Below are 17,585 nucleotides of genomic sequence, written 5' to 3'. Positions count from 1 at the left end.
CGCCCTTCGCTACGGCCGCCCCGGAACGGGGCGGCCACCGTCCTGTCAGCGGACGGCGCCGAACGCGCCGCCCGGCCGGGACCCGGCCCGCCGCGCGTACGAGTCGATCGCCTCCGCGGCCCGGGCGGCGCCTCCGGCGTCGCGGGCCTCGTCGCGCATCCGCGAGATCCGCCGCCGGACGGCGTCGTCGGCGACCAGGTCCTCCACCGCCGAAACGAGGCCGCCGCCGTCGACCTGCTCGGGCCGGAGCACATGGCCGAGGCCGAGTTCGACGGACCGCTCGGCGAACGGCCTGGCCTCGACCGCGTACTCGGTGAAGAAGAGCATCGGGCGGCCCCAGTGGACCGCCTCCATGGTGGCGCCGAGGGTGCCCTGGAAAATGAACGCCTTCGCGTGGCGAAGGACCTCCATGAACGAGATGTACTGGTGCGCCTCGACGTTGGGAGGCAGTGGCTCCAGCGCTTTCGGGTCGGTGCCGCTGCCCGTCGCGATGACGACATGCCAGGGGGTGCCCGCGAACGCCCGCGCGCAGCTGCGGAAGAATTCCGGATGCCCGTTGAACGTCGAGCCCAGCGAAATGAGCAGGACGTCGCCGTCCTCGCTGGGAGGACTCCATCCCGGCCGGAGCCGCCCTTGCGAGAAACTCGGCCCGACGAAGACGAAACGGTCGTCGAATGTCTCGTTCTTCACCTGGAACGATCGCGGCAGGAAGATGACGTTCAGATCCTCGATCGCGTTCCAGAACTCCGCCGGGGACCGGTCGATGCCGTATTCCGGGAGGAGTTCGGACATCATCCGCTGGAAGGTCTCGGTCTCGACTATCGGCCGGTGCCCGTGCACCGCGCTGAGCGCCTCCCACACCGAGTAGTGCTCGTTCGAGGCGAAGCCCCCGTTGATGCACACGGCCGGGCGCTGCCACCGGGCGGCCAGCAGGCGCCCGGCGATCAGGGGGAAGATGTCGTAGACGACCAGGTCCGGCGGGTCGTCGTCCAGTGCGCTCTCCGCCGCCCTGAGCATCGCGAGGTTCTCGTTGATGAACGCGCTCACCGTCAGCGCCTCGGCGTCCTCCTGCTCGACGATCTCCGGCAGGTCGACGCCGTCCTCGAATATCGACCGGTGCCGGATCTGCCGGGCCCCGACCTCGGCGAGGTCGTCGACGTAGTCGCCGGAGGTCACAAAACTGATCCGGTGTCCCCGGGCGGAGAGTTCGTCGAGAACGCCGTAGGTCGGGCGGATGTGCCCGGACCCGCCGGTGACGGCGAAAAGAATGTGGTGTGGTCGCATCACGATTCCCCGGACCGAGCGAGATGAGCCATGGAAACGGACACTACTATGGCTTTTTCAAGTTGACAAGGGAGTGATCATCAGCGCGCAGCCGCCGCCCGGCGCGCTAGGGGCGCCTCTCGCGCCGCCCCCGCCGGACGAGGTCCTTAGGCATTGACTTATATAAGCTGCTGCTTTAGGATGAGCTTGATCTTCTGGTGGCGACGGGAGGCATAACCGTGGGATCGAATTCGACCCTCGCTGTCGAGACGTCCGGGCTGGTCAGGACCTTCGGCGAGACCCGGGCGGTGGACGGTGTCGACCTGGCCGTCCCCACCGGCATCGTCCACAGCCTGCTGGGGCCGAACGGCGCCGGCAAGACCACGCTCCTCCGGATCCTGACGACGCTGCTGCGTCCGACGGAGGGCACGGCCAGGGTGCTCGGCCACGACGTGGTGCGGGAGGCCGACGCGGTGCGGTCGCGCGTGAGCGTCACGGGGCAGTCCACCTCCATCGACGAGGACCTCACCGGCAGGGAGAACCTCGCGATGGTGGGGCGGCTGCTCGGGCACCGCGGGGCCGCGGCGCGGCGGCGGGCCGACGACCTGGTGGACGCCTTCGAGCTGTCGGAGGTGGCGGACCGCCCGGTGAAGACCTGCTCCGGCGGCGAGCGGCGCCGGATCGACATCGCCGCGAGCATCATCGTCACCCCGGATCTGCTCTTCCTCGACGAGCCGACCACGGGCCTCGACCCGCGTGCGCGGAACCAGGTGTGGGACATCATCCGCACACTGGTGGCCGGGGGCACGACCGTGCTGCTCACGACGCAGTACCTCGACGAGGCCGACCGGCTCTCCGACCGGGTCGCGGTCCTGGACCACGGCAGGGTCATCGCGGAGGACGCGCCCGGGAAGCTCAAGTCCCAGGTCGGCACCGGCGCGCTGAAGCTGCGGCTCCAGGACCCCGGGCAGCGCGCCGTGGCGGCGGAGACGCTCTCCCGCGAACTGACCGTGGAGCCGGGCGCGGACTCCGATCCGCACAGGCTGTCGGTGCGGGTCTCCGACGCCCAGCAGGCGGCGCGGGCCGTCACCGCGCTGGCCGACGCCGGGATCGCCCTCGACGACTTCTCGATGGCCCAGTCGAGCCTGGACGACGTCTTCCTCGCCCTGACCGGCCACCCGGTGGCGGACGACGGGCGAGCGGCGAAGGACGGGGCCGAGGACGGGGCCGAGGACGACCAGCCGCAGACGGTCAAGTGAGGAGGCGGGCGAGATGACGACGTCCCAGCCCATGACTCGCGCGCGGGGGCCGCTGGCGGCGCCCGGCGAGCGTCCCCCGAGGGCCGGCGCGCTGTCGGCGTCGATGACGTTCGGGTGGCGCGCGCTGCTGAAGATCAAGCACTCACCGAACCAGCTGGTGGATGCCCTGATGCTCCCGGTCATCTTCACGCTCTCGTTCACCTATCTGGTGGGCGGCGCGATCGCCGGGTCGCCCGGCCGCTACCTGCACTTCTTCCTGCCCGGCGTCATGGTCATGGCGGTGGCCCTGACGACGGCGTACACCGGGATCGTGCTGAACCAGGACGTCGACCAGGGGGTGTTCGACCGGGTGCGGTCGCTGCCGGTGTGGCAGTCGTCGGTGCTGGTCGGGGCGATGCTGGGGGACGTGGTCCGGTACGCGGTGGCGTCGGTCGTGCCTCTGCTGCTGGGGCTGGCGCTGGGGTTCCGCCCGGACGGCGGCGTGGGCGGCGTGGTGCTGGCGCTGCTGTTCCTCCAGCTGTTCGCCTTCTGCCTCGCCTGGATCGGAACCTTCGTCGGGGTCAGCGTGCGGACGCCGACCGCGGCGCAGACGCTGAGCTGGACGCTCCTGTTCATCCTCGTCGTCGCCAGCAACGTCATGGTGCCGCAGCAGACGATGCCGGGCTGGCTGGAGGGGCTGATCAAGGTCAATCCGATCAGCGTCGCGACGACCGCCATGCGGGGGCTGATGGACGGCACCGCGACCGCCGGCCAGATGGGCTGGGCGTTCCTGGCCTGCGCCGTCCTCGTCGCGGTCTTCGCGCCCCTGACCATGTACCGGTACGGCCGCGGCCGGCACTGAGCGCCCTCACATCGCGTGCAGGCAGAGCAGCAGGCTGCGGGCCTCGATGTTGACCTGGTAGCTCTGGCGGGCCAGCGCCATCGCCTGGGGCACCGTGAGCCAGCAGAAGTCGGGAGGCGGCTGGAGCGGGAAGCCGCCGCCGACCTCGACCACGAGGTGGCGGGTCAGGGCCCGCCGGAACCGGCCGCCCTCCTCTGACTGCACCACGTCGTACTTCACCTGGACGGCCCTGGAGAGGACGAGGTCGAGATACCGGGGGCGCCGCTCGGCGGGCGCCTCCGCGTAGTTCTCGGGGGTGCACTGCACGGTGGGGCCGAGCTCCACGGTGTCGCGGCATCCCGGGCGCAGGTCGGCGCGGGCGAGAAGGTGCCGGACGCCGTGGATGCGGCGGACGACGAGGGCGGCCAGCCCGGTACCGCAGGGTTCGAGCAGCGGCTGGCACCAGTCCGACACCTCCCGGTTGCCCGCGTGGACCTCCACCCCGACGACGCTGAAGTACCTGCCGTCGGGACGGCGGATCGCCTCGGCGCCCCGCTCCCATCCGTCCACGGAGTCGAGGGGGACCGCGCGCGTCGTGAGCGTGTACGCGGACTTGCGCTCGGTGAGCCAGCTCCTCACCTGCGCCGGCGAGAGGAGGGGGTCGCCGCCGGAGGCGTACGCCTCCGCGAAGACGGCCGAGGCTCCGTCGTCCGGCCGCGCGCCCATGGACGGGGCCGCGGACAGCAGGCAGGCCAGGACGGTCCTGGAGTCCATGTTCACGATGTTGGGGTGGTGCAGGAGGTCGAGGATCTGGCCGAGCGTCATCCAGGCGAAGTCCTCGTGCGGCTCCACCTCGCCGGTGACCTCCATGACGACGTTCCGGTTGCGCTTGGCCCAGAACCACGCCCCCTGCTCGGACTGCAGGACGTCGACCAGCACCCGGGCCCGCCCGGGCTCGGTGAAGTACTCGACGAACCGGGACCGGGCGCCGCGGTGCGTGCGCAGGTAGTTGCTCGACGTGGACTGGACGGTGGGAGACAGCTGCACCGTGTTCACGTTCCCGGGCTCGATCTTGGCCTGCATCAGGAAGTGCAGGACGCCGTCGATCTCCTTGGCGAGGATGCCCACGATCGCGACGTCCTGCTGGTAGATGATCGGCTGCCGCCACTCGGGGGTGGCGCCGTAGTCGGTGCGGGCGTGGATGCCGCCCACGGTGAAGAAGCGGCCGCTCTCGTGCACGAGGTCGCCCGACTCCGGGGCGAACGACCATCCGGCCATGCGCTCGAACGGGATGCGCGTCACCTGGACCGGGACGCGGCGGCGGCGCTCGTCCAGCCATTCGAGGACGTCCTCGGCCGGGCGGTGCCGGCATTCGGCCGACGCCGCGAGCCGCCGGCCCAGCTCGGACTCCTCGCTCGGCGCCGCCCTCAGCGCAGAGCCCGCGTTCGCACCCGCCATGCCCGCCTCCGTCCGCGGCCGCCTGATCCGGCTGCCGTTCACGCCCGGCTGTATCATCTACTTAAATTACATATAGCATTAGCAGCCGGGAAGGGAGACCCCGTGTCCGCCTCGGAGCGCGACGCCGCCTTCGGCCCGAAGCACGCCGAGGTCTACGAGCTGACGTACCGGCACCGCGGCAAGGACTGGGGCGAGGAGGCGGCGGCGGTCGCGCGGCGCATCCGGGCGCGCCGCCCCGGCGCGCGGTCCCTCCTCGACGTCGCCTGCGGCACCGGGGCCCACCTGGAGGCGTTCCGGGCGGGCTTCGACCACGTCGAGGGCCTGGAGCTCTCGCCCGCGATGCGCGAGCGCGCCGTGCGGCGGCTGCCGGGAGTGGCCGTCCACGGCGGCGACATGCGGGACTTCGCCCTCGGCCGCGCCTTCGACGCCGTGACGTGCCTCTACACCGCGATCGCCTATCTGCCGACCGTCGCCGCCATGCGCGCCGCGGTCAGGACCATGGCGGGCCATCTCCTCCCCGGCGGGGTGCTCGTCGTCGAACCCTGGTGGCCGCCGGAGAGGTTCATCGAGGGGTACGTCGGGGCCGACCTGGTACGAGACGGCGACACCGTGGTCGCGCGGGTCTCCCACTCGACCCGGCGGGACCGCGCGGCGCTGATGGACGTGCGCTGGCTGGTGGGACGCCCCGCGGGCGTCAGCGAGTTCCGCACCCTGGAGGCCTTCACCATGTTCACCGCGGACGAGTTCACCGCGGCGTTCGAGGACGCCGGATGCGGCGTCGAGCACGAGGAGGCCGGCCTGAACGGCTACGGCCTGTTCGTCGGGGTCCGCCGCGGCTGACCCGCGGCCGGGCGCCGGGGGGCGCTACTCGCCCCAGCGCAGGTACGTGACGGGCGGCTCCCGGCCGGGAAGGGTGCGCAGCGTCACCGCGTCGAGGCCGACGGCCTCGCGCAGCGCGGCCGTCTCCCCCGGCCACTTGGAATAGGCGATCTCGTCGAAGGCGAGCACGCTGCCCTTGGTCAGGTAGGGCCGGATCGCCTCCAGCGCGGCGCGGGTCGGCGCGTGGAGGTCGAGGTCGAAATAGGCCAGCGCGATCACGGTCTCCGGGTTGTCGGCGAGGTAGCGCGGCAGGGTCTCGCGGACGTCGCCCTCGACCACCGCGGTCCGCCGGACGTGCGCGAAGGGTTCTCCCGACTCGTGCGCGTCGAGCACCTCGCGCAGGTGGTCGGGGTACCCCTCGCCCACCGCGAACCGGCCGGCCACCGCGTTCGGCCCGGCCCGGTCGACGTCGGCGACGTCGGGGAAGCCGGTGAAGGTGTCGAACCCGATGACCCTCCGCACCGAGGTGTAGGGCTCGTGGCAGCCGCGCAGCGCGGTCAGCGTGGCCAGGTGCCGCCCGTGCAGCACGCCGAACTCCATGATCACGCCGGGGACGTCGAGGATCATGCGGTAGAGCGCGTCCATGCACAGCAGATCGGTGAGCTGGTGGCGCCGCAGGTACAGGGCCAGGTTGTCGATCAGGTACTCGGGCGGGATGGGGGTGTCGCGCAGCAGCCGCGTGAGCCGCTCGCGCACGTCGCGCTCCTGGTCCGACTCGCGTGCCAGCGAGCGCGGGTCCCTGTGGTTCGTCGAGGTCACCTGTCTCGTCCTCCAGCGGCAGAGATCGCGTCCAGACGGGGGGTCAGCTCATCCACGCGGCGGGCGCCGGTCCGCCCCGGCCGACGGGCGGGAAGAGGACGTCCAGCCGGTCGGTCTCCTCCTCGGTCAGGGGCTTTTCCAGGGCCCGGACCGCGCCGTCGACGTGGGCCGGGGTGCGCGGGCCGATGAGGACTCCGGTCACCCCCGGCCTGGACAGCGTCCAGGCGAGGCCGACCTCGGCGGGGTCCCGCCCGATGTCCGCGCAGAACCGCTCGTACTCGGCGATGGCCGCCGCGTGCTCCTGCAGCGCCTCGACCGCGCGCCCCTGGGCGGACTTGACCGCGGTTCCCTCCGCCTTCTTGCGCAGTACGCCGCCGAGCAGGCCGCCGTGCAGCGGCGACCAGACCAGCACCCCGAGCCCGAGGGCCGTCGCCGCGGGGATCACCTCGAGCTCCGCGTGCCGGGTGACGAGGTTGTAGACGCACTGCTCCGAGGCGAGCCCAGGAACGCGGCGGCGGGCGGCGGTCTCCTGGGCGAGGGCGATGTCCCAGCCGGCGAAGTTGGAGGAGCCGACGTGGCGGATCTTCCCCTGGCCGAGCAGCAGTTCCATGGCCAGCCAGATCTCGTCCCAGGGGACCGACCGGTCCACCTGGTGCATCTGGTACAGGTCGATCCGGTCGGTGTTCAGCCGGCGCAGGGAGGCCTCGCACGCCGCGACGATGTGCCGCGCCGACAGGCCGCGGTCGCCCGGGTCGTCGCTCATCGGGCCCCCGACCTTGGTGGCCACGACGACCTCGTCCCGGCGGTCCGGACGCGCCGCGAGCCAGTTCCCGATCACCTCTTCGGTGTGCCCCTTGTAGACGCGCCAGCCGTAGATGTCCGCGGTGTCGACGAGGTTGATCCCGCTCGCCAGCGCGTGGTCCATGAGGCGGCGGGCGTCCGCCCCGTCGACGCGGCCGCCGAAGTTCACGGTGCCGAGGCCGAGGCGGCCGATCCGCAGATCGGTGGAACCCAGCGGTACGCGGAACTCTCCGGGATGGGGCATCGACCGCCTCCTCAGGCTCTCGAACGGCTTTCACGATACTAGTTATTCAAGTCAGATTCCCCTATGTCCCCTACTATCGCGTCCTGCGACGTCAATGCTATCGTTTTCTCAAGTGTAGGACCTTTGGCGGGTAAAGGTGGTCCACATGGCCCCGAGGGCGGTACCGCATCGGCGCGGGACGGCGATCCGGTCCACGGCGGACGACCCGCCGAGCGTGTCCGGCGACAGATCCTCGGTGACCCCGCCGAGGAAACCGGGGGGTGGGGATCGTCAATGACTCCGACGGCAACCCACGCGTGACGACAGCACGGTGACGGGGAGCGCGCGGCCGTTCCCGGCGGCGCCGGCCTTCTGATCGTCCCCGCGCGCCGCCGGACCGCGCCCGACATCCGCCGGTGCGAGACCGCGGCCGGCCTCGACGGACCGTCCGACCCGATCCGCTCTTCGCTTCGACCCGACGATCCAGGGTCGTGCGAGATGGGAGAAACGCCCATGGTAACGAAGGCATCCAGCGGGGATGCTGTGGGAGCCGCCGCACCCGATCCGGCATCGGACCGGCCTCGGAAGTTCATCCCGGAGCTCGAAGGACTGCGCGGCGCCGTCGTGCTGCTCGTCGTCCTCGGCCACACCGGAGTGGCGACCAGCGTGCAGGGCTGGAGCTACATGCACTCCACGGGGAACGGCATCTGGGCCATCATGCTGAACCGGGTGGCCGTCGCCTTCCCGATCTGGTTCGTGATGACCGGCTACCTGCTGTACCGCGCGTTCGCGCTGTACACGCTCACCGGTGAGCGCAGGCCGAACGTCAAGCGCTACTTCTGGCGCCGGGCGCTGCGGATCCTGCCCGCCTACTGGGTACTGACGATCACCGCTCTCCTCGTGCTCAACCGGGACAGCATCCACGGCGCCTGGGAAGTGATCCGCCCGCTGCTCCTGCTCCAGATCTGGGAGCACGGCGCCATTCCCATGGGGATGATGCACACCTGGAGCAACGCCAACGACTTCCTGTTCTACCTGGCCATGCCGGTGTTCGCCTGGCTCCTCCACCGGTACGCGCGGCGCGCCGAGACGCACGAGGCCCGCATACGGCGGCTGCTCGTGCCGCTGGCCGTCCCGGTGTTCATCGGCTTCGGCTTCTTCACCTGGCTCCATTTCCCGCAGTTCCGGGACGACCCGATGAAGCTGTGGCCGACGCAGTACTTCTGGCCGATGAGCTACATGGGCTGGCTCTCCGTCGGCATGATGCTGGCCGTGCTGTCCGCCGCCGCGGAGACGCGCCCCGACGCGGTGCCGCGGGTGTACCGCCTGATCGGCCGGCATCCGGGCAAGCTCTGGCTGGGGGCCCTCGGCATCTTCGTCCTGGCCTGCCTCTCCCCGCTCGCGGACTACCGCCTGGTGGACTACGTGCCGGCGCCGGCCGCGGCCGCCGACTACTGGCTCTTCCTCGCGTTCTCGGTGGCCGTCTTCGCGCCGCTGACCGTGCCGGGCGTCCGCTTCAAGGTGGCGGGCGCCATGCTGGACAACTCGCTGCTGCGGTTCTTCGGCCGGATCTCCTACAGCGTCTACCTCTGGCACATCTTCGTGTACGCCAAGTTCGTCGGGCCGCTGTTCGCACCCGAGATCGGCGGCTACTGGGAAGTCCTGGGCGTCGAACTGGCGCTGTGCGTGATGGTCGGCTACGCGAGCTACATCGTGGTCGAGAAGCCGTTCCACATGCTCCGGCCGCGGCTGGGCAAGGCGCCGGTCGAGTTGAGCGTCGCCGTCAGCACGCCCGCCGAGGCGCGCGCCGCGGCGCCCGCCGAGGCGGGCGCGGTGCGCGCCCCCCGGGACGCGCAAGCCTGACCGACGCCCGCGGCGGGTGAGACGGCGCCCCGGCCCGTCCCGCCCGCCGCGGGCGCGCAGACCACCAGGGAACGCCGAGGAGGCGGGGCGATGAGACTCCTGGTCACCGGGGGCGCCGGGTTCATCGGCTCGGAGTTCGTGCGGGCGACGCTGCGCGGCGAGCTGCCGGGCACGGCGGGCGCGCACGTCACCGTGCTGGACGCGCTCACGTACTCGGGGAACCCGCAGAACCTGGCCCCGGTCGCCGGGCACCCCCGCTACCAGTTCGTGCACGGCGACACCTGCGATCCGGACGCGGTCGACGCGGCCGTGGCCGGTCAGGACGCGATCGTCCATCTCGCCGCCGAATCGCACGTGGACCGCTCGATCGACACCGCCACGCCCTTCGTGCGGACCAATGTGCTGGGCACGCAGAACATGCTGGAGGCGGCCCAGCGGCACGGCGTCGGCAGGTTCGTGCACGTGTCCACCGACGAGGTCTACGGCTCGATAGCCCAGGGGTCGTGGACGGAGGACGCCCCGCTGCTGCCCAACGGGCCCTACGCGTCGGCCAAGGCCGGGTCGGACCTGCTGGCGCTGGCCTGGCACCGGACCCGCGGCCTTGAGGTCGTGGTCACGCGGTGCACCAACAACTACGGCCACCACCAGTTCCCGGAGAAGGTGATCCCGCTGTTCGTGACCAACCTGCTCGACGGCCGGCGGGTGCCGCTGTACGGCGACGGGCGCCACCGGCGCGGCTGGCTGCACGTGTCGGACCACTGCCGCGCGCTCGACCTGGTGCTGCGGTCCGGCCGTCCGGGCGAGGTGTACCACGTCGGCGGCGGCAAGGAACTGTCCAACGAGGACCTGACGTCCCTGCTGCTGGAGGCGTGCGGCGCCGGATGGGAGATGGTCGACCACGTCCCCGACCGGCAGGGCCACGACCGCCGGTACGCGCTCGACACCACCAAGATCGAGGAACGGCTCGGCTTTGCTCCGCGCGTGCGCTTCGAGGACGGGCTGGAGGCGACCGTCGAGTGGTACCGCGCGAACCGCGCCTGGTGGGAACCGCTGAAAGCCGGTCTCCGGAAGACGCCGGGGCCGATGCTCAGGTCGCCTCGCTGACCGCCGACATCGTGAAGCCGTCCACCCGGAGAGCGGGCATGGCGGTCCGGGGGGTGGAGTCGTCCCGTTCCCTGGGCAGGGCGGGTTCGGTGCGGCCGATCTCCGCCACCCGGCCCAGCACGCCGACCGGGCTCTCGTCGAAGCGGAAGTTGTTCGCCTCCCCCACCACTTCGCCGTCCTCCACCAGGTAGACGCCGTCGCGGGTGAGCCCGGTGAGCAGCAGCGTCCGGGGGTCGACGTCGCGGACGTACCACAGCGACGTGACCAGGAGCCCGCGCCTGGTGGCCGCGACGAGGTCGGCGAGTGCCCGGCCCTCCCCCGGGCCCTCCAGCACCAGGTTGCCGACCTGCGGCGTGACCGGCAGCCCGGTGAGCTCGGCGGAGTGGCGCGTCTGGACCAGGCCGGTGAGGACGCCGTCGCGGATCCACTCGGTCGGCCGGAGCGGCAACCCGTTGTCGAACACCGAGACGGTGTCCGCGAACACCTGCGCGACGTCCGCGGAGCCCCGGGCGGCGACGAAGGGCGCGCAGCGCAGGCCCGGCTCCCCCGGGTCGCTGCGCAGCGTGAGCGGCGCGCCGGTCAGGCGCTCGCCGATCCGGGTCCCGCCGTCAGGGCCGCGGAACACGGTGCGCGCGTCGACGGCGTCCTTCGCCCCGGCCGCGCGGTACAGCCGCAGCATGAGATCGGCGACGCACGACGGGGACAGCAGCACCTCGTAGCGTCCGGCGGGGAGCTCGACGCGCCTGCGCGCCCAGCCGAGACGCTCGCCCAGGCCCTCGTACGCGGCGAGTGGATCGATCCCGCCGAGGTCGGCCGCCCCGGTGCCGCTCCACGTCGAGGCGACGCCGTCCTCGGACTTGGCGGTCAGGTCCACCAGGCCCGCGGTCTGGACGTGGCGCAGCCGCAGTCCGGTGGAGGACGCCAGCCAGGTCGTGTGCTGCCGCTGCTCGGCGTAGCCGTACAGCAGGCGGCGTTCCGCGCGGGCCCGCTCGAACGTCGCGGCGAGGCCGCCGGCGAACCGGGCGAGGCCGCCGGCCGACTCCGCGGGCGCCGGCGCGGGCTCACCCCAGTCCGGGGAGGGCGGCACGGCGTCGCCGGTCAGCAGGGGACGGGCGTCGGCGGCGGGCGTCGCCGTGCGCGCGGCCCGTTCGGCCGCCGCCACGACGGCCCGCACCGCGTCCTCGTCCACCGCGCCGCGGTGCGTGACGACGCCGGCCGCGGTGCCGCTCCCGTCCGAGGTCACAGCGATCACCGTCAGCCTCGTGTCGGCGGTGAGGCCGCTCGACGTCAGCGCGTTGCCCGCCCACCGCGCGTGCGCCGTGGCGGCCTCGTCGACGACCGCCACGTAGGCGTCGGCGTCCTTCCCGGCCTCCACGGCCAGCTCCGCGAGCCTCACGACAGCCCCTCCGCGCCGGTGTCGACGACCTCGATCCCCTCGAACACGGCCGCGGGGCAGCCGTGGCTGGCCGCGGCCACCTGCATCGGCTGGCCCTTGCCGCACAGGTCGGCGCCGAAGAGCCGGTAGGTGTCCTCGCCGCCGAGCGCGGTCAGCGCCGACCAGAACTCCGTCGTGGAGGCCCGGTAGGCGACCCCGCTCAGCTGGCCGTCCAGCCTGCCGTTGCGGATCCGGTGGCACCGCTGGGCGGTCATCTGGAAGTTCTGGCGCCGCATGTCGATCGACCAGCTGTCGGAGCCGGCGAGGTAGATCCCGTCCTCGATCCCCGCGATGAGGTCGCCGGTGGACGGTCCGCCGGGCGCGGGCCGGAGCCCGACGTTGGGCATCCGCGGCAGCGGCACGTGCATCGCGGACTCGGCGAACGAGCAGCCGTTGGAGCGCCCCAGGCCCGCCAGCCCCGCGGTGCGCCGGTCGTGCTGGAAGCCGGTGAGCACCCCGTCCCGCACGAGGCTCCAGGACTGCGCCGCGACGCCCTCGTCGTCGAAGCCCACCGTCGCGAGGCCGTGCTCGGCCGTGCGGTCCGCGGTGACGTTCATCAGCGGCGAGCCGTACCGGTGGGAGCCGAGCCCGTCCGGGGTGAGGAACGTCGTGCCGGTCGAGGACGCCTCGTGGCCCAGCGCGCGGTCCATCTCCGTGGTGTGGCCGACCGACTCGTGCACGGTCAGCCAGAGGTTGGACGGGTCGATGACCAGGTCGTAGCGGCCCGGCCGGACCGGGCGGGCGCGGAGCTTGGCGGCCAGGTGCGCGGGCAGCTCGGCCAGCTCGCGCTCCCAGTCCCAGCCGTCGCCGCCCAGGTACTCCCAGCCCCGGGCCGTCGGTGGTCCGAGGGTGCGCAGCGTCGCCGTCCCGCCGCCGCGCGGGTCCGCGCCCTGGACGAAGAACAGCGGGTGGACCCGGACCCGCTGCTGGGCGGTCACCGTGCCCGCGAGATCGGCGTAGAACTTGTTCTCCCGGACGAGGGTGAGGAAGGCCAGCACGTGCTCGACGCCGGGCGCGGCCAGCAGCCGCCGGCTCCAGTCGGCCAGCAGCGCGATGCGGTCCCGCTCGGGCACCTCGAAGGGATCGACCCGGTACGAGGAGATCCACGCGGTGTCGCGGTGCACCGGCTCGCCGACCGGCTCACCGGAGCCGCCGCCGACCGCCGAGCACGCGCGCGCGACGGCCACGGCCTGCTCGGCGGCCCCGGCGGCGGCGCGCGGCGTCAGCTCGGGGGCGGCGGCGAAGCCGGGCACGCCGCGGTGCCACAGCCGCACGGCCAGGCCCGTCTCCGTGGTGTCCTGCCCGCCGCCGAGGACGCCGTCGCGCAGCAGCAGCCGCGCCGTGCGGACGCGGTCGAGGCGGAAGGACGCGTGCCCGGCCCCCAGCCCGGCCGCGCGGCCGAGCGCCGCGTCGGCCAGGGATTCCAGCGGGAGGGCGGAGAACGAGGCGTCCATTCCACGTCGCACGCTGCCTCACTTTCCACGCCGGGCACGTCCTACTAGAAAAACATATTGCCTCGCGGTGGAAAAGGTCGGCCGCGGACTCCGATTCACGCGCCTGCTCGGGGAACTCAATCCGCCGATCTGGGCGATAACTATAGTTTTTGATAGCATTAGTGTCGACGGCGTCCGGTGCGGAGGGAACCAGGTCCGCCACGGGACGACCGGGACCGGTGCGACGCCGAGGGGACGCGATGGACGATGCCGCGGCTGCTGCCGTGGGGGGCAAGGTCTGCGACGCGGCGACCGCCGCCGCCCTCGTCGAGGACGGGCAGGCCGTCGCCAGCACCGGCGTCATCGGGTGGATCACGCCGGACGCGGTCCTGCGCGCCGTCGGCGAGCGCTTCGAGCGGTCCGGCTCCCCCCGCGACCTGACCTTCTTCTTCCCGTGCGCCACCGGCGACGCCATGGACATCCGCGGCATGGACGGCGTGGCGCGCGAGGGGCTGATGCGCCGCGTCGTCGCGGGCTCCTACATCAATCCGCGGCATCCGCGCACCGGCGCCCGCCCCGCGCTCACCGGACTGATCCGCGACGATCTCGTCGAGGCCTACAGCTGGCCGATCGGCGCCGCCATGCACTGGCTGCGGGAGGTCGCGCGGCGGAGCCCGGGCTACCTCACCCGCATCGGCCTCGGCACCTTCGCCGACCCGCGCCACGGCGGCGGCCGCCTCACCGGGCGGGCCAAGGAGGACCTGGTGGAGGTGGTCGAGCTCCGCGGCGAGGAGCTCCTGCTCTACCCCACCTGGCCGCTGGACGTGGGGGTCATCCGGGCCAGCAGCTCCGACGCCCAGGGCAACCTGTCCTTCGAGGACCTGCCGATCACCTCCGCCGCCCTCGCCCTCGCCCTCGCCGTCAAGGCGAGCGGCGGCACCGTGATCGCCCAGGTGTCGCGGATCGTGCCGCGCGGCTCCCGCCCCGCGCGCGACGTGCAGGTCCCCGGAGTGCTCGTCGACCGCGTCGTGGTCGCCCCGAGCGAGCTGGTCGGGACGGAGGTGCGCGACGATCCCGGCTACCTGCGGCCGGTGGCGGACCCGGTCGGGCGCCTGCCGCGCCTGCGGCCCGGGCCGGGAAAGGTCATCGCGCGCCGGGTCGCGCGGGAGATCCGCCCCGGCGAGACCACGATCCTCGGGTTCGGCGCGGCGTCCAGCGCGATCCTGGCCATGGCGGAGGACGGCGCCTTCCAGGACGGCCGGCTGGGCGACTACACCTTCACCACCGAGCACGGCTCCTTCGGCGGCGTCGTCATGGGCGGCTGGCAGTTCTCGGCCAACTACTCACCCGAGGCGCTGGTCGACGGCACCTACCAGTTCGACTTCATCGACGGCGGCGGCTGCGCCCTCGCCGCGCTGTCCTTCGCCCAGCTCGACGCCGCGGGGAACGTCAACGTCAGCCGGTTCGCGGGCACGAGCCCGGGCGGCGGCGGGTTCGTCGACATCGCGCACAACGCGCGGCGGATCGTCCTCGGAGGCACCCTCACCACCGGGGGGCTCGAGGTCTCCTGCGACGACGGCAGGCTGGACATCCTGCGCGAAGGCGAGATCCAGAAGTTCGTGCCCGAGGCCGACCACGTCACCTACGCGGTCCGCTCCGGTCTGCAACGCGGCCAGCGCGCCGTCGTCGTCACCGAGCGCGCCGTGTTCGAGATGACCTCCGAGGGACTCGTGCTGACGGAGGTGGCGCCCGGCGTCGACGTCCGGCGGGACGTCCTCGGGCAGATCGGCTTCCCGGTGCGTACCGCCGCCGGCGTCACCACCATGGCCGCCGAACTTTTCCGTCCGTAGCCGCGCACCGGGGAGACCGATGAACCGAATGGCCGAGTCCGACGAGCCGCACGGCCGCCGCTCCCGGGGCCCCGCCCGACCGCGCCACGACGCGGGACTCGTGTCGGCGGCGGCGGACGACGCCGTCCCCGCGCTGTGGGCGATGGCGCAGCTCGCGACCCCGATGGCGGTGCGGGCGGCGGCGACCCTGCGCGTCGCCGACCACATCGCGTCCGGGCTGCGGACCGTGCCCGAACTGGCGGAGGCGACCGGCGCCGACGCCGACGGGCTCGCCCGCCTGCTGCGCTACCTCGCGGTGCGCGGGGTGCTGCGCCGGGACGGCTCCGACCGGTACGGGCTGACCGCGCTGGGCGAGGCGCTGCGCGACGACCACCCGGGCGGTCTGCGCGCCTGCCTCGACGTCGAGGAGGGCGGCCGGGCCGAGCTCTGCTACGTCGAGCTGCTGCACAGCGTCCGCACGGGCGGGCCCGCCTACCCGCGGCGCTTCGGCCTCTCCTTCTGGGACGACCTGGCCGCCGAGCCCCGGCACGAGGCCGCCTTCCGCGCGATGCTCCGCCCGGGCGGAGTGGACCGGGCGCGCCGGATCGCGTCGGCGTACGACTGGGCGTCCCTCGGCAGCGTGGTGGACGTCGGCGGCGGGGAGGGCACACTCCTCGCCGCGCTTCTCACCGCGCATCCGGACCTCCGGGGCGTGCTCGTCGAACGGCCTCCCGCCACCGACGCGGCGCGCAAGGCGCTGGCCGCGGCGGGCGTCGCCGACCGCGCCCAGGTCGAGACGGGCGACATGTTCGGCCCGCTCCCGCCGGGGGCCGGAGGCTACGTGCTGTCCCTGGTCGTCCACAACTGGGGCGACGACCCGGCACGCGCCATCCTGGCGCGCTGCGCGGAGGCCGCGGGCGCGGCCGGCTCGGTCCTCGTCGTGGAGAACGTCGGCCCGGACGGCGCCGGGCCGACCGGGCTCGACCTGCGGATGCTCGCGTACTGCGGGGGGAAGGTGCGGTCGCTGCCGGAGCTGTCGGCGCTCGCCGCCGAGGCCGGGCTCGGCGTCGCCTCCGTCCACCCCGCGGGAGCGGTGTCGATCGTCGAGCTACACCCCGGCGGGTGACCACCGGCGGAACGCGGCGGGCCGCGGCGGGCAGAAGAGCCCCGCGCAGCGGCGACCACGAGGAATATCGCGGAAGGGACGAGGCGATGGCCACGGGGACGATGCAGCCGCGCGAGGCGCTCGCGGCGCTGGTGGGCGAGGGACTCCGGGATCCGTATCCCCTGTACGAGGAGATACGGGCGCACGGCGACCTCGTCAGGATCAAACCGGGGGTGATGGCCGCCGTCGGGTACGACGAGTGCGACCGGGTGCTCCGGGATCCGCGGCTGCGCGTCCAGGACGGTGACAGCTTCGACCTCTTCTACCCGCAGTGGCGGGCGCACTCCTCGCTGCGCGCCTACACCGACTCCATGCTCTACAGCAATCCGCCGGCGCACACCCGGCTGCGGCGGCTGCTGCGGGGCGAGTTCACGCCCCGGCGGGTGGCGGGCTACGAGACGGCGATCGAGCAGATCACCGACCGGCTCCTGGACTCGCTGGCGGAGGCCGGCGCGGGCGGCGCGGCGGTCGACTTCATCGCCGAGTTCGCCTCGCGGCTGCCGATCGCGGTGATCAGCGGGCTGCTCGGGGTGCCCGAGCGCGACCAGGCGTGGTTCCGGGCCATCGCGGCGGACGTGACGACGGCACTGGAGGGGATCACGAACGCCTCCCGGCTCGCCCCGGCGGACGCGGCCATGGACGACCTGGCGGTGTACTTCGACGAGCTGATCGAGCGGCGCCGCCGCTGCCCCGAGGCGGACCTGGTCAGCTCGCTGGTGGGGGTGCACGACGGCGGAGGCGGGCTCGGCCGCGACGAGCTGGTCGGCAACATGATGCTGCTGCTGACCGCCGGGTTCGAGACGACGAACTTCTTCATGGCGCACGCGCTCCTGCTGTCCTTCGAGCATCCCGGCCTCGCCGACCGCCTCCGCGCCGAGCCCGGCTTCGCCTCCGCCTACGCCGAGGAGGTGCTGCGGTTCGAGCCGCCGGTGCAGGCGACGAGCCGCTGGGCCGGGGCGGACGTGGAGCTCCTCGGGACGACGATCCCGGCGGGCACGAAGGTCGTCGCCATCCTGGCCGCCGGCAACCGCGACCCCCGCCGCTACCGCGAGCCCGGCCGCTTCGACCCGGACCGCCCCTACACCGCGCCGCTCACCTTCGGGGCCGGCGGCCACTTCTGCCTCGGGGCGCCGCTGTCGCGCCTGGAGGCCCGGATCGCGCTTCCCCGGCTGCTGCGCCGCTTCCCCCGCATCCGGCCCGCCGGGGAGCCCGTCCGCCGCGACTCGTGGGTGGGCCGCGGCATCGACCACTTCCCCATCGCGGTCGACTAGCCCCGCGCCCGCCCCGGCTCTCG

Annotated in this window: 14 protein-coding genes; 8 read left to right on the top strand and 6 right to left on the bottom strand. The window is 73.1% G+C overall.

The window, feature by feature from the left end; all coding sequences use genetic code 11:
* Positions 1-45: 45 nt before the first annotated feature.
* Positions 46-1,284 (bottom strand): macrolide family glycosyltransferase, encoded by a 1,239-nt coding sequence (locus BKA00_RS07875; protein WP_185024286.1) that lies wholly within the window; start codon positions 1,282-1,284, stop codon positions 46-48.
* A gap of 218 nt (positions 1,285-1,502) precedes the next feature.
* Between BKA00_RS07875 and BKA00_RS07870 the strand changes: the two genes are divergently transcribed.
* Together BKA00_RS07870 and BKA00_RS07865 are read left to right on the top strand one after the other, a co-directional pair.
* Entirely contained in the window at positions 1,503-2,522 is a 1,020-nt protein-coding gene (locus tag BKA00_RS07870; RefSeq protein ID WP_230299179.1) for an ATP-binding cassette domain-containing protein, read from the top strand.
* A gap of 13 nt (positions 2,523-2,535) precedes the next feature.
* A complete protein-coding gene (locus BKA00_RS07865) occupies positions 2,536-3,363 on the top strand; it encodes an ABC transporter permease (RefSeq protein ID WP_185024285.1) in 828 nt (275 codons plus the stop codon).
* A gap of 6 nt (positions 3,364-3,369) precedes the next feature.
* Here BKA00_RS07865 and BKA00_RS07860 read toward each other — a convergent pair whose 3' ends face one another.
* Positions 3,370-4,857: an NDP-hexose 2,3-dehydratase family protein gene (locus BKA00_RS07860; protein ID WP_230299178.1), complete on the bottom strand. Its 1,488-nt coding sequence runs from the start codon at positions 4,855-4,857 to the stop codon at positions 3,370-3,372.
* Positions 4,858-4,902: 45 nt separating this feature from the next.
* Between BKA00_RS07860 and BKA00_RS07855 the strand changes: the two genes are divergently transcribed.
* Positions 4,903-5,640, top strand: a complete 738-nt coding sequence (locus tag BKA00_RS07855; protein ID WP_185024284.1) for a class I SAM-dependent methyltransferase — start codon at positions 4,903-4,905, stop codon at positions 5,638-5,640.
* Positions 5,641-5,664: 24 nt separating this feature from the next.
* Here the strand turns inward: BKA00_RS07855 and BKA00_RS07850 are convergent, their stop codons facing one another.
* Together BKA00_RS07850 and BKA00_RS07845 are read right to left on the bottom strand one after the other, a co-directional pair.
* The gene (locus BKA00_RS07850) at positions 5,665-6,438 is read right to left on the bottom strand and encodes a class I SAM-dependent methyltransferase (RefSeq protein ID WP_185024283.1); all 774 of its coding nucleotides are present in this window, start codon (positions 6,436-6,438) and stop codon (positions 5,665-5,667) included.
* A gap of 43 nt (positions 6,439-6,481) precedes the next feature.
* On the bottom strand, positions 6,482-7,483 hold the full coding sequence (locus BKA00_RS07845; protein WP_185024282.1) for an aldo/keto reductase: 1,002 nt from the start codon (positions 7,481-7,483) through the stop codon (positions 6,482-6,484).
* A 522-nt stretch (positions 7,484-8,005) separates the two neighbouring features.
* Here BKA00_RS07845 and BKA00_RS07840 point away from each other — a divergent pair.
* Together BKA00_RS07840 and rfbB are read left to right on the top strand one after the other, a co-directional pair.
* Positions 8,006-9,325 carry an acyltransferase family protein gene (locus tag BKA00_RS07840; protein ID WP_185024281.1) on the top strand — a complete coding sequence of 440 codons (1,320 nt, stop codon included), beginning with the start codon at positions 8,006-8,008 and terminating at the stop codon, positions 9,323-9,325.
* A 90-nt stretch (positions 9,326-9,415) separates the two neighbouring features.
* Entirely contained in the window at positions 9,416-10,429 is a 1,014-nt protein-coding gene (rfbB, locus tag BKA00_RS07835) for a dTDP-glucose 4,6-dehydratase (RefSeq protein WP_185024280.1), read from the top strand.
* Here the strand turns inward: rfbB and BKA00_RS07830 are convergent.
* The gene (locus tag BKA00_RS07830) at positions 10,413-11,825 is read right to left on the bottom strand and encodes a metallopeptidase TldD-related protein (protein ID WP_185024279.1); all 1,413 of its coding nucleotides are present in this window, start codon (positions 11,823-11,825) and stop codon (positions 10,413-10,415) included. The genes rfbB and BKA00_RS07830 overlap by 17 nt on opposite strands.
* Positions 11,822-13,330, bottom strand: coding sequence for a metallopeptidase TldD-related protein (locus BKA00_RS07825; RefSeq protein ID WP_185024278.1), 1,509 nt, complete (start codon positions 13,328-13,330; stop codon positions 11,822-11,824). Before BKA00_RS07825 ends, BKA00_RS07830 begins: the two co-directional genes overlap by 4 nt.
* Before the next feature lie 227 nt (positions 13,331-13,557).
* Between BKA00_RS07825 and BKA00_RS07820 the strand changes: the two genes are divergently transcribed.
* From BKA00_RS07820 to BKA00_RS07810, 3 genes are all read left to right on the top strand, one after another.
* On the top strand, positions 13,558-15,147 hold the full coding sequence (locus tag BKA00_RS07820; RefSeq protein WP_185024277.1) for a CoA-transferase: 1,590 nt from the start codon (positions 13,558-13,560) through the stop codon (positions 15,145-15,147).
* 19 nt (positions 15,148-15,166) lie between these two features.
* Positions 15,167-16,252 carry a methyltransferase gene (locus tag BKA00_RS07815; RefSeq protein WP_230299177.1) on the top strand — a complete coding sequence of 362 codons (1,086 nt, stop codon included), beginning with the start codon at positions 15,167-15,169 and terminating at the stop codon, positions 16,250-16,252.
* Between the two features lie 86 nt (positions 16,253-16,338).
* Positions 16,339-17,562, top strand: a complete 1,224-nt coding sequence (locus BKA00_RS07810) for a cytochrome P450 (protein ID WP_185024276.1) — start codon at positions 16,339-16,341, stop codon at positions 17,560-17,562.
* Positions 17,563-17,585: the final 23 nt, after the last annotated feature.

The organism is Actinomadura coerulea (genome assembly GCF_014208105.1).
Lineage (GTDB): Bacteria > Actinomycetota > Actinomycetes > Streptosporangiales > Streptosporangiaceae > Spirillospora > Spirillospora coerulea.
This window is presented reverse-complemented; position numbering and strand designations above follow the sequence as displayed.

Bases quoted from the DNA above. Each gene is read 5' to 3' on its own strand.
- BKA00_RS07875 (WP_185024286.1), bottom strand. From the start codon at position 1,284: ATGCGACCACACCACATTCTTTTCGCCGTCACCGGCGGGTCCGGGCAC.
- BKA00_RS07865 (WP_185024285.1), top strand. From the start codon at position 2,536: ATGACGACGTCCCAGCCCATGACTCGCGCGCGGGGGCCGCTGGCGGCG.
- BKA00_RS07860 (WP_230299178.1), bottom strand. From the start codon at position 4,857: ATGATACAGCCGGGCGTGAACGGCAGCCGGATCAGGCGGCCGCGGACG.
- BKA00_RS07845 (WP_185024282.1), bottom strand. From the start codon at position 7,483: ATGCCCCATCCCGGAGAGTTCCGCGTACCGCTGGGTTCCACCGATCTG.
- rfbB (WP_185024280.1), top strand. From the start codon at position 9,416: ATGAGACTCCTGGTCACCGGGGGCGCCGGGTTCATCGGCTCGGAGTTC.
- BKA00_RS07820 (WP_185024277.1), top strand. From the start codon at position 13,558: ATGGACGATGCCGCGGCTGCTGCCGTGGGGGGCAAGGTCTGCGACGCG.
- BKA00_RS07815 (WP_230299177.1), top strand. From the start codon at position 15,167: ATGAACCGAATGGCCGAGTCCGACGAGCCGCACGGCCGCCGCTCCCGG.
- BKA00_RS07810 (WP_185024276.1), top strand. From the start codon at position 16,339: ATGGCCACGGGGACGATGCAGCCGCGCGAGGCGCTCGCGGCGCTGGTG.